5 protein-coding genes are annotated in these 12,800 nt (G+C 66.2%); 2 read left to right on the top strand and 3 right to left on the bottom strand.

Annotated features, from left to right (window positions below; translation table 11 throughout):
• Positions 1 to 81 precede the first annotated feature (81 nt).
• Complete coding sequence (gene pks2, locus VML93_RS16405) at positions 82 to 6,357, top strand: sulfolipid-1 biosynthesis phthioceranic/hydroxyphthioceranic acid synthase (RefSeq protein WP_325612207.1); 6,276 nt, start codon at positions 82 to 84, stop codon at positions 6,355 to 6,357.
• Between the two features lie 22 nt (positions 6,358 to 6,379).
• On the opposite strand, the gene VML93_RS16410 is transcribed toward pks2, so the two are convergent.
• On the bottom strand, positions 6,380 to 7,183 hold the full coding sequence (locus VML93_RS16410) for a maleylpyruvate isomerase N-terminal domain-containing protein (protein WP_325612208.1): 804 nt from the start codon (positions 7,181 to 7,183) through the stop codon (positions 6,380 to 6,382).
• Between the two features lie 168 nt (positions 7,184 to 7,351).
• Between VML93_RS16410 and VML93_RS16415 the strand changes: the two genes are divergently transcribed.
• Positions 7,352 to 8,611 (top strand): HNH endonuclease signature motif containing protein, encoded by a 1,260-nt coding sequence (locus VML93_RS16415; protein ID WP_325612210.1) that lies wholly within the window; start codon positions 7,352 to 7,354, stop codon positions 8,609 to 8,611.
• A gap of 44 nt (positions 8,612 to 8,655) precedes the next feature.
• Here VML93_RS16415 and VML93_RS16420 read toward each other — a convergent pair whose 3' ends face one another.
• A complete protein-coding gene (locus VML93_RS16420) occupies positions 8,656 to 11,709 on the bottom strand; it encodes an RND family transporter (protein WP_325612211.1) in 3,054 nt (1,017 codons plus the stop codon).
• A 29-nt stretch (positions 11,710 to 11,738) separates the two neighbouring features.
• Positions 11,739 to 12,800: alpha/beta fold hydrolase (locus VML93_RS16425; protein ID WP_325612213.1), on the bottom strand; the 1,062-nt coding region annotated here is incomplete at its 5' end.

Consider the following 12,800-nt stretch of genomic DNA (forward strand, 5'->3'; position numbering starts at 1 on the left):
TTTGAACCACCGCCCCCCGGTCAATGGTTATCAGGTTGACGCGCAACTAGCGCTGCGCGTCGTTGCTGTGGGGGAGGCGGCATGGTCTCATTCGAGACGCTGGATCAGCATGTAAACGGCTCGACTATACCCGTCACTCCGGTCGCCGTCATCGGCATGGCGTGCCGACTTCCCGGGGGCATCGACTCGCCCGAACGCCTATGGGAAGCGTTGCTGCGGGGTGACGACTTCGTCACCGAAATCCCGCCCGACCGTTGGGATGTCGACGACTACTACGATCCCGAGCCAGGGGTGCAGGGCCGGTCGACGTGCAAGTGGGGCGCGTTCCTCGACGACGTTGCCGGCTTCGACGCCGGGTTCTTCGGGATCAACGAGCGCGAGGCGACCACCCTCGATCCGCAGCACCGCCTTTTGCTGGAAACCTCCTGGGAAGCCATGGAGCACGCCGGTCTCACCCCGGAGATGATGACCGGGTCACTGACCGGAGTGTTCGTCGGGCTGACCCACATGGACTACCAATTGGTGACCGCCGACGCCCCCGACATGGAGGGGCCCTACGGCTTCGTGGGCAACGGGTTCAGCATGGCGTCCGGACGAATCGCCTACGCCCTGCGGGTCCACGGTCCCGCTGTCACTGTGGACTCCGCGTGTTCTTCAGGACTGCTCGCGGTGCACACGGCTTGCCGCAGCCTGAACGACGGCGAAAGTGACCTTGCCCTCGCGGGCGGCGCGTTGGTGATGCTGGAACCGCGCAAGTTCGTGGTGGGGTCGGCCCAGGGCATGCTGTCTCCCACCGGACGCTGTCACGCGTTCGACGCCGCGGCAGACGGATTCGTCTCCGGCGAGGGTTGCGCGGTGGTGCTGCTCAAGCGGTTGCCCGACGCGCTACGAGACGGCGACCGGATCCTGGGGGTGGTGCGCGGTACGGCCGCCAACCAGGACGGCCACACCGTGAACATCGCGACACCGTCGGAGACCGCGCAGACCGCGGTGTACCGGACGGCGTTGGCCGCGGCCGGTGTCGATCCCAACACGGTCGGCATGGTCGAGGCGCACGGCCCCGGCACCCCGGTCGGTGACCCCATCGAATTTGCCAGTCTGGCTAACGTTTATGGCACCGAAGGCCCCTGCGCGCTGGCGTCGCTCAAGACCAACTTCGGCCACACCCAGTCGGCCGCGGGGATACTCGGGCTGATGAAGGCGGTTCTGGCGCTGCAGCATGGGGTGGTCCCGCGGAACCTGCATTTCACCCGTCTGCCTGATGAGCTTGCTCGCATCGACACTAAACTCTTTGTACCGCAAGAGACTTCGCCATGGGCCGGCAATGGCCGCCACCCGCGCCGGGCGGCGGTGTCGTCGTACGGGCTCTCCGGGACCAACGTCCACGCCGTGCTCGAGCAGGCACCGGAAGCCGCTGCGCCCGAACATATCTTAGCCGCATCGGGGGGGCCGCTGGTCTTCCCGCTGTCGTCCACCTCGGCCGACGAACTGCGTCGCACTGCCGGCCGGCTGGCCGACTGGGTCCAGGTAAACGACGACGTGGCGTTGCCGGATCTGGCCTACACCCTGGCGCGTCGGCGCGCGCACCGTCCAGTGCGCACCGCCGTCGTTGCAGGCGACCGACCGGAGCTCACCGAGGCGTTGCGCGAGATCGCCGAGGGCGATACGCCGTATCCGCCGGCCGTCGGGCGCGACGACCGGGGGCCGGTGTGGGTGTTTTCCGGCCAGGGTTCGCAGTGGGCCCGGATGGGCGCTGAATTGCTGACCACCGAACCGGTTTTCGCCGCTACTGTCGCGCAGGCCGAGCCAATTATCCTGCGCGAGTGTGGGTTCTCGGTGACCGAGGCGATGTCCGCGCCGCAAGTCGTGACCGGCCAGGAGCGGATCCAGCCGACGCTGTTCACCACGCAGGTCGCCCTCGCCGAAACCATGAAAGCCTACGGAGTGCGCCCCGGTGCGGTCATCGGGCACTCGGTCGGTGAAGCTGCGGCCGCAGTCGTCGCGGGAGCGCTGTCGTTGGAAGACGGGTTGCGGGTGATATGCAGCCGCTCGCGGCTGATGTCCCGCGTCGCCGGCTCCGGTGCCACCGCATCGGTGGAACTTCCTGCCCAGCAGGTACTTTCGGAGCTGACCGTGCGCCGGATCAAAGACGTCGTGGTGGCGGTGGTGGCATCGCCGGAGTCCACCGTGATCGCCGGCGCCGCGGCGACGGTTCGCGAGCTGGTGGCGGCCTGGGAGCAGCGGGGTGTGATGGCCCGCGAGGTCCCGACCGATGTCGCCTTCCACTCACCGCAAGTCGACCCGATCGTCGGCGAGTTGACCGACGCACTCGCAGAACTCAATCCGATGACGCCCGACGTCCCGTTCTACTCCGCGACCCTGTATGACCCGCGCGAACAGCCGGCGTGCGATGCGCGGTACTGGGCGGACAACATGCGCCGCATGGTGCGGTTCTCCGCGGCGGTGCGCGCCGCCCTGGAGGACGGCCACCGGGTGTTCGCGGAGCTGGCACCCCACCCCCTGCTCACCCACGCCGTCGCCCAGACCGCCCGGAGTCTCGACACGCCCCTGACCACGCTGGCCGCCATGCGCCGCGAACAGGAATTACCGCACGGGCTAAGGGGTTTCGTGACGGATGTGCACGGCGCGGGCGCTGCGGTCGATTTCTCGGCAGTGTGCCCGAGCGGGCGGCTGGTGGATGCGCCGCTGCCGACCTGGACCCATCAACGGCTGTGGTTGCCCGAGTCGGAGCAGGGTGGTCAACGCGGCCCGAAACGTGGCGGCTGCACTGTTTCAGTGCATCCGCTGTTGGGGCCGCACGTGCGCTTGCAGGAGGAGCCGGAGCGCCATGTGTGGCAGGCCGAAGTCGGCACCGACGCCCAACCCTGGCTGGGCGATCACCAGATCCACAATGTCGCAGTCCTTCCGGGGGCGGCCTACTGCGAGATGGCGCTGGCCGCAGCCGAGGCGGTCCTTGGCGAGGGCGTCGAGGCCCGTGACATCCGTTTCGAGCAGGCCTTGTTGCTCGATGAGCAAACCACGGTCGGTGCCGTCGCGTCGCTGGAAACGCCCGACGAGGTCAACTTCGTCGTCGAAACCAATCAGCAGGGCCAGCAGGTGCGGCATGCTGCCGCGGTCCTGCACGCCGCGGACGATGGTCAGCCGCCCGCGCAGGACATATCCGCCCTACTGGCAGCGCACCCGTGCCGCGTCGAAGGCGAGGACGTGCGAAAGCGCTTGGACCAGCACGGAATTCAGTACGGTCCGGCGTTCACCGGGCTGGCCGCCGTACACACCGCCGACGAGCAGGCGGGCACCGCGCTGGCCGAGGTCGCGCTGATCGGCCCGATCCGCACACAGCAGGCCGTCTACGGCGTGCACCCGGCACTGCTGGATGCCTGCTTCCAGTCCGTCGCGGCGCTTCCGGAACTCCACGAAATCGGCGGGGACGCACTGGCATTGCCGGTGGGCGTCAGTCGACTCCGCGCCTATGGCCCGGCCCGCAACGCCCGCTATTGCTACCTGCGGGTCACCGGCACCGACACCACCGGCATCGAGACCGACATCGATGTGCTCGACGAGGACGGGACCGTGCTGCTGGCCGTGCAGGGGCTGCGGCTCGCCATCGGAACATCCGAGAGCGGCCACCAGGATCGGGTGCTGTCCGAGCGGCTGCTGACCATCGAATGGCAGCAGCGACAGCTGCCCGAACTCCCCAACGCCGACGCGGGAGCGTGGCTGTCGATCAGCACCGCGAGCAGGGACGGGTTGGCCGCCGAGTTGGGCAGTGCGTTGAAAGGTTATGGCGCGCACTGCACTCATGCGTCGAGCGTCGAAGAACTTGACAACCAGTTGCGTGCCCAGGAATTCACCGGCGTGGTGGTCGTGGCCGGGCCGACGGACGGCGCGCCGGACGAGCAGTCCGCGGTGCGGGGCCGGGAGGACGTGCAGGAGCTGGTGCGGATCGTCGGTGCCATGCTGGAGATCCCTGGCGATCCGCCTCGCCTGTACGTCGTAACCCGCTGTGCCCAGGGCGTGCTGGCCGGGGAGCGGCCCAACTTGGAGCAGGCCGGGCTGCGCGGCCTGATCCGGGTGATCGGCACTGAGCAGCCACATCTGGGCGCCTCCCACATCGACGTGGATGAATCCACCGACGCCGAGCAGCTGGCACTGCAACTGCTCGGCGGGTCCGAGGAGGACGAGACCGCCTGGCGAAACGGCCAGTGGTACACCGCGCGGTTGTACCCCACTCCGCTGCGGCCCGAGGAACGGCACACCGCCGTCGCCAACCCCGGGCGGGACGCGATGCGTCTGCAGATCCGAACGCCCGGTGATCCGGAATCGATGGAATTCATTGCCTGCGAGCGGATTCCGCCGGGCCCGGGCCAGATCGAGGTGGCGATCAACGCGTCCAGCATCAACTTCGCCGACGTGCTGGTGGCGTTCGGCCGCTATCCCGCCTTCGAGGGGCGGCTACCGGAGTTGGGCACCGACTTCGCCGGGGTGGTGACGGCGGTCGGACCGGACGTAACCGGCCACCGGGTGGGCGATCACGTCGCGGGCCTGTGCGCCGACGGCTGCTGGGGCACGTTCCTCACCTGCGACGCGCGCCAGGCCTTCACGCTGCCGGAGGGACTTTCCGACGACCAGGCGGCGGCGGTGACGACCGCGCACGGCACCGCCTACTACGGCCTGCACGAACTGGCCCGCATCAAGGCCGGTGACAAAGTGTTGATCCATTCCGGGACCGGCGGGGTGGGACAGGCAGCCATCGCGATCGCCCGCGCCGCGGGAGCCCAGATCTTCGCCACCGCGGGCAGCGAGCAGCGCCGAGAGTTGCTGCGCAGCATGGGCATTGAGCACGTGTACGACTCGCGAAGCCTGGAGTTCGCCGATCTGATCCGCCGGGACACCGAGGGGTACGGTGTCGACATCGTGCTCAACTCGGTCACCGGTGCCGCCCAGCGCGCCGGCCTCGAATTACTTGCGATCGGTGGACGATTCGTCGAGATCGGCAAACGCGACATCTACACCGACAGCCGGTTGGGGCTCTTCCCGTTCCGGCGCAACCTGTCGTTCTACGGCGTCGACCTGGGGCTGCTGTCCTACAGTGATCCGGACCGGCTGCGCGAGTTGCTGAGCACGGTCTATCGGCTCACCGCGGACGGATCGCTGCCGATGCCGCAGACCACGCATTACCCTCTTGCCGACGCCGCGACCGCCATTCGGGTGATGAGCAACGCCCAGCACACGGGGAAACTCGTGCTCGACATCCCGCACACCGGCCAGAACCGGGTGATGGTGCCGCCGGCGCAGACCCGGGTCTTCCGGCCCGACGGGGCCTACATCATCACCGGTGGGCTGGGCGCCCTGGGGCTGTTCTTGGCAGAGAAGATCGCAGCGGCCGGCTGCGGTCGCGTCGTGCTGTCCTCGCGCTCACAGCCAACGGTCAAGGCGCTGGAGACGATCGACTGCATTCGCGCGCTGGGTGCCGACATCGTCGTGGAGTGTGGCGACATCGCGCAAGCCGGGACGGCGGAACGGTTGGTGGCCGCAGCGACCGCCACCGGGCTGCAAGTGCGCGGCGTGCTGCATGCGGCGGCCGTGATCGAGGACGCCACCCTGACCAACATCACCGACGGGCTCATCGAGCGCGACTGGGCGCCAAAGGCTTACGGTGCATGGAACCTGCATCAGGCCACGCTTGATCAGCCATTGGACTGGTTCTGCTCGTTCTCCTCGGCGGCCGCGCTGGTGGGTTCGCCCGGGCAGGGCGCGTACGCCGCGGCCAACAGCTGGCTGGACGGCTTCACCCTGTGGCGGCGGGCTCAGGGCTTGCCGGCCACCGCCATCGCGTGGGGCGCCTGGGCCCAGATCGGCCGTGGCGCCGCCTTGGCGGAGGGCTCAGGCGTTGCCATCGCGCCCGACGAGGGCGCCTATGCGTTCGAAGCGCTGCTGCGCCACGACCGCGCCTACACCGGCTACGCCCCGATCACCGGCTCACCGTGGTTGACCGCCTTCGCCCAGCGCACTCCGTTCGCCGAAGCGTTCCGTGCCAATCGCCAAAACCCCTCGGGCTCAAGCAAACTGCGTGCGGAGCTGGACGAGCTGCCGTTGGACGAGTGGCCGCTGCGGTTGCGGCGGCTGATCTCCGACCATGTCAGCCTGATCGTGCGTCGCAGCATCGATCCGGACCGGCCGTTGCCCGAGTGCGGGATTGACTCGCTGGGCGCCCTCGAACTGAGCACTCGCATCGAGTCCGAAACGGGGGTCCGCATTACGTCCGCCGAGGTCACCACGATTCGCGGCTTGGCGGACTTGCTCTGCGAAAAGCTGGCGCCGGCGGAAGCCGCTTGACGTACCGCGCCGAGCGTGACCTTCATTCGAGGAGGTCGCCGCTCGGCGGTCGGATACCGTCGTTGCTGAAGGCGGGCAGCAGGTGCGTGAAGGCGGGCACCAGGTTTGTCGGGTCTCCATCCCAGGGCAGCGCTGACAGTTGCCGGATACTGCGTCGTCCGCCGAAGGCACGTAGCGCCTCGAAATCCGAGATGTCGAGGGCGACTTGACCTTGTGCGGTGTGTGCGTCGCCGAGCTGTACGGATCCGATTGTGGGAGTGCTTAACCGGAGCGCCGGCAGTTCCGACTGCCGGATGAATTTATCGCCCATCGTTGTGGCGAATCCCATCGCGACCGCGAACGCGAGATCGCCCGTGCGCGGGCCTGGTTCAGCCAGTGCACCGCGAATGTCGTGTTCATGGGTGAGAGTGTCGAAGACAAGCTGGCATGCCGATGCCTGGGGGGCCAACGCGAGCAGCGCTGTCACCGGGTCGATCATCTGCCCCCACAGGTCGAGTAGCTCGTCGATAGTGTGCTCGCCGAGGCGATCGACCTGCGCCTGGCTCCAGGAGTCGGCGCCCTTTTGCTCCATATCGAGTGAAACGATATCCTGTGCGACCCCGGCCAGGTGAGCAGCCGTCTGGCGGATGGTCCAGCTTGGACACGCAGGCACCGTCAGTTCGGCGACTTCAGCACGACCGCGGATCAGCGCGTCGACACGTCTGTGGACGAGGCGGTAGGCCGCCGCGGCGTCGGAGATCGGCAACAGTCGGGGTGATCGGCTTGTCTGGGAGTGCGGCATCTCATTGACCTCTCGCTGGGGAAATTTCGAGCCCTCGACCAGCACCGTACACGAAAAATAAGGAAAATAAGAGAAACGTAAGGTAACAGTAAGACGCGTTGTAGCGACCTGACTAACGATTCGGGTTTCGCGGTTGGCAGCGGATGACGGTCACGCCCCGGCGCCTCGAGTGGGTGGCAGGGAATTGTCGTACCCGGCTGCAAGGATGAATTCATGTCGTTGACCGCGTTACCTCCGGTTGGGAGTCCAGCCCAGCGTGTGGAGGTGGCCTTCGAGAAGTTGGCGGAGTTGGCCGGTCAGCGCAACGCGATTGATGCGCGGATCGTGGAAATCGTGGCCGAGATCGAGCGCGACCAGTTGTGCGGCATCACCGGGGCCCGCTCGGTGCCGGCGTTGGTGGCCTGGAAGCTGGGCGTGTCCGCGGCCAATGCCCGCACCATCGCCACGGTGGCACGGCGGGTGGAGGAGTTCCCGTTGTGCGCTCAGGGCATGGCCGAGGGGCGGCTGTCGCTGGATCAGGTCGGGGTCATCGCCGCACGCGCCGGGCAGGGCTCCGATGAGCATTACGCGCAGTTGGCCGCGGTCGCCACGGTCAACCAGTTGCGCACCGCGGTCAACCTGGAGCCGCGACCCGACCCCGAACCCGTCCCCGAGCGTGAGCGATCGTTCAGCAAGTCGAGCACCGAGCAGGGCAGCTGCTACCGGATCACCCTTCCGCCCCTGGATGCGGCCAAGTTCGACGCCGCCTTGGCGTCTCATCGGGAGGCGCTGATCACCCAGTGGAAACAGGACCACGGCGAGGACGAGGGCGGTTCAGAGCAGCGGCCCCCGCTGCCGGACAGTGTCGATGCGTTTCTGCGGCTGGTCGAGGCCGGGTGGGACGCCGAAGCCACCCGCCGGCCCCACGGCCAGCACACCACTGTGGTGGTGCACCTCGATGTGGCCCAGCGCGCCGCCGCGCTGCATCTGGGTCCGCTGCTCACCGACGCCGAACGCCAATATTTGACCTGTGATGCCACCTGCGAGGTCTGGTTTCACCGCGACGGGCAGCTCATCGGCGCCGGCCGCACCACCCGTCAGATCAGCCGGCGGCTGCGCCGCGCCCTGGAATACCGCCACCGCACCTGCGCGGTGCCCGGCTGCGGGGCCACCCGCGGCCTGCACGCCCATCACCTGCGGCACTGGGAAGACGGCGGCCCCACCGAGCTCAACAACCTGGTACTGCTGTGCCCCTATCACCACCGGCTGCACCACCGCGGCCTGATCACCATCACCGGACCCGCAGACCAGCTCACCGTCACCGACAGCACCGGCCGACAACTGCAACCCGGATCACTCGCCCGCCCACCCACCAAACCCCCACCCGCCGTCCCACCCTGGTCCGGACCCCTCGGCGAACGCGCCGACTGGTGGTGGTACACACCCTTCCAGCCCCCGGCCACCGCACCCACGCCCAAACCGGGCGGGACGTAGACAATTCCGTTTGCGCTCCCCGCTGCTATCCGAGCCGTTGGCCCCTAAGACTGGCGCAGCCAACGGTTTTCAAACCACGGCGTCCAGGCCCATGCGGTCTGACCTGCCGCGGCCTCGGGTACCCGCTCGCGCTCCGGCACCCGCACCGGGGTGCGTCGCTTCGACTGACGTCGCCCGCCCCGCCAGCCCGACGGCCACCAGTTGGCCTTTCCGGCCAGCACCGCCAGCGCCGGCACGGTAATGGTGCGCACCAGGAAGGTGTCCAGCAGCAGGCCGACGCCGATCACAAACCCCGCCTGTACCACCGAGCTGACGCTGCTGAACAGCATGGCGAACATCGGCGCAGCGAAAATGATTCCCGCAGAGGTAATTACACCCCCGGTCGTGCCCACCGTCCGGATTACACCGGATCGGATCCCATGCGGGGACTCGTCGCGAATCCGCGAAATCAACAACATGTTGTAATCGGCGCCGACGGCCACCAAGACGATGAACGCCATCCCTGGCATGCTCGCATTCAACGGCTCGCCGCCGATGAGTTGCAGCACAATGACGCCGATGCCCAGCGAGGAGAGATACGAAAGGATCACCGTACCAACGAGATACAGCGGCGCCACGACAGCCCGCAGCAGCATCACCAGGATCAGGAGCACGACGGCGACCGTCATTATGACGATGTACCGCAAGTCCTGGTTGTAGTAGTCACGCATTTCGCTGTAGTACGGCGTCAAGCCCGACATCGATATCGACGCGTCGGCCAGCGACGTGTTGGCCTGCGCACTGCGCGCAGCGCCGACGATTGCCTTGACCTGATCCATCGCCCTGGTGTCGTACGGATCCAACTTCGATTGGACCAGGTAGCGCACCGAATGCCCGTCGGGTGACATGAAGACCGCTGCGAGATCCTTGAATTGGTCGTTACCCAGGATCTCCGGTGAAATGTAGAAGCCTGCCGCGCCGGGTTCGGATGCGTTGAGCTTCATCGCCAGCAAGAAGGCTGCGGCGTGTGACAGGCCTTCGCCCAGCTGTCGGGTTTGGTCATCGAGGGTGCGGACCCCGTCGGCGATCTGTCGGCTGCCTTGCGCCAGCTGCGTGGCGCCCTGATTCAACGTCGCGATGCTCTGCTGAATCCCTCCCGGGTTGTTGAGGCCCAGCGCCCGAATCGATTTGGCGGCGGCATCCATCGACGGTTGCAACTTCCGCAGCGTCTCGACGAGATGCTGCAGCTGGTCCCGCAACTGGCCGCAGCCGGGGTCGGTGGCACAAGCAGGGTTGTTGTTCAGGCCGGTCAGGACCGAATTTGCCGTGTTCGCGACGTCGTTGAGGTTGCCGGCCGTCGGCTGGATCGAGTCGCCGGCCGCGAGCTGGCTCGCCAACTGCGCCTTGATGTCCTGCAGCGCTTCGGAATTCGTGAGTTGGTTCTTCATGTTCTCGAGCTGGTTGGCCAGGCCATTGATCACCGTGGTGGCTTGAGTCAGCTGGCCGCGAACGGCGGCAAGGGTGTCGGCGAGTTTGTTCGCCCCGCCGGTCAGCGCGTCGCGCTGGTCCTTGCTGTCGGCGATCTTCGACGACACGTCGGCGAGCCGGTGGCCGATCTCGCCGGCCTGGTAACTCAGCGTCGCCTGCTCCAGCGGTGCGCCGGTGGGCCGGGTGACGCCACGCACCATCGCAATGTCGGGCAGCTGACTCACCCGCTGGGCCATCTGCTCGAGGTCCGCCAGCCCTTTGGTGGTGCGCAAGTCGTGCGGGGACTGGATGAAGATGTATTGCGGGACAGTGGAACTGGCCGGGAAATGGCGTTGTATCGCGGCAAAGCCAATGTTGCTTTCGGCCTTGGGCGGCAGCGTCGTGCGCGCGTCATAGCTGGTATGCATCACGGCCACACAGCTGGCCAGAGCGATCAGTACGACCAGACTGGCAACCAGATGCGCGACCGGGCGCCGGACGATGTGGATTCCGGAACGTCGCCACATCCGGCTGGTCAGGTCTCGTCGGGGTTTCACCCAACCACGCCGCCCAGCGATCACCATCATCGCCGGCAGCAGCGTGATCGCGGCCAAGAACGCCACCGCGATCGAGACCGCCAGGGCCGGCCCCACGGTGGAAAACACCAGCAATTTGGTGAAGGACATGCCGAGGAAAGTGACCGCGACGGTCGCCGCGGAGGCGGCGATCACCTTGCCGATGGCCGCCAATGCCCGCGCCACGGCTTCATCGGAATCCATACCTTGCCTGAGGTATTCGTGATATCGGCTGATCAGGAAAACGGCGTAGTCGACTCCGGCGCCGATCATCATCGCGGTCATGAATATGACGGTCTCCTGGGAGATGCCTAGACCCACTCCCGCGAGCCCGGAGACCACCTGCGCCGCGACGGCCTGGGATATGCCGATGGTGACCAGTGGCAGCAAAATGGTGACCGGATTCCGGTAGACCACCATCAGTATCAGCAACACCATGATCAGGGTCGCGCTCTCGATCACCTTCAGATCGCGTTCCCCGATTTCGGCGAGTTCGGAGACGGTGGCCGTGAGCCCCGTCATGTGCGCGGTGACCGTCGACCCCGCAGGCACCTGCTTCATGGTCTGTTTGACGATTTCGACGACACGTTCGTAGGACTTGTTCGAGGCGGGTGAACCCAGTTCGCCGGCGATGCCGACCGGGATGAACCAGGCTTTGTTGTCCTTGCTCGCCATCACTTCACGCAACGGGGGTTTGGAGATGAAGTCCTGCACCATGACGACATCGCGGGTGTCGGCCCGCAACCTGTCGACCATGGTGCGGTAGACGTCTTCGTCGGCCTTGGTCATGCCGTGCTGCTCGTCGGTGAGCACTACCAGGGCGACGTTTTGGATGCCCGGTTCGTGGAACGCCTGGGTCATTTGCCGGGTAGCCACCATTACTGGGGCGTCACTCGGCAGCAGTTCCTGGGTGTGTTCGCGGGCCACCTTCGTCACGGGTGGAAACATGGCCCCCAGCACCGCCATCAGCACCACCCAACCGGCGATCACCAGCCACGGGCGGCGCCCCACCACATGCGCCAGTCGCTGGAACAGGCCGCCGAGCGACAACCCGGCGGCGCGGTTGGGGCGGGACACTTTGAACAGCCTCTGGGGCCAATTTAATTTCACATTGACTCACCAACCACTAATTGTCTGAGTTGATTGCCGTACATACCGAGCGATTCGACCGTCAGGATGTCTTGATGCGTACAGCCGACCGGATGCACGGTAATGTCGCCGGCAACGTAAGGTAGCCAACTTCGCGCAAGCAGAGAACTGCGATCGCTCTCGTCCAGCGCAGCAGAAAATATAGTCATGTCACCATGGAATACGCGGGGTTCGTGAGCTCGATAGAACAGGACGCTGCTATTGAGATTTTGCACGATCAGATCGAGGAGCTGGTTGTATCGAGGAAATTCGACGGCTCCTCGTTCGCGAACCAGTTCTTCTATTTGCTCGTAGCTCAGCGGCCCATCCTGCTCTGGAATACCTGCACGACTGGACCGTAGGACTTCTTCCAGGATGTGCTTCTTCTCACCCAAGGCATGGCTGGGCAGGGTGACGCTGCTGCCGATGCTGGGTTGGGCATCTAGCAGGACGAGTCGCCCGATTTCGCATCCGCGCCGCTGCAACTCGACGGCGAGTTCATGGGCGACGACGCCTCCGAAGGACCAGCCGAGCAGGTGGTAGGGCCCGGTTGGGTAAGCCTCTTGAATTCTGTCGGCATAGTTTTCCGCCATATCGCGAATTGAGCGAGGTTCGGCTTCTGCGCCCTGCAGAATTTGTTGAATTCCGATGATCGGGCAGTCCAGGTAATTGCTGAGCGCCTGATATGGCCAGCTCACCCCACCCCCGGGATGAATGCAGAACAATGGTACGCCGACGCCGGTCTTGAGAGTTTGAACCGGCACTATTTCTTGCAGCGGAATACCAGTCGTCTCGAGGCGCTGACTCAAATTCCTGACGGTGGGTGCTTCAAATACGGTGCCGACGGCGAGGTCGGCGTCGAGGTTGGTGTTGATGGCCGCGATCAGGCGCATGGCGGAGATGCTGTCGCCGCCGAGTTCGAAGAAGGAGTCGTTGATGCCGATGCGGTCGAGGCCCAGGACTTGGGCGTAGATGGCGGCCAGGGTGTGTTCGGTGGGGGTGCTGGGGGGGTGGTAGTCGGTGTGGGTGTAGTCGGGGGC

Source organism: Mycobacterium sp. (assembly GCF_035499775.1).
Classification (GTDB): Bacteria; Actinomycetota; Actinomycetes; order Mycobacteriales; family Mycobacteriaceae; genus Mycobacterium.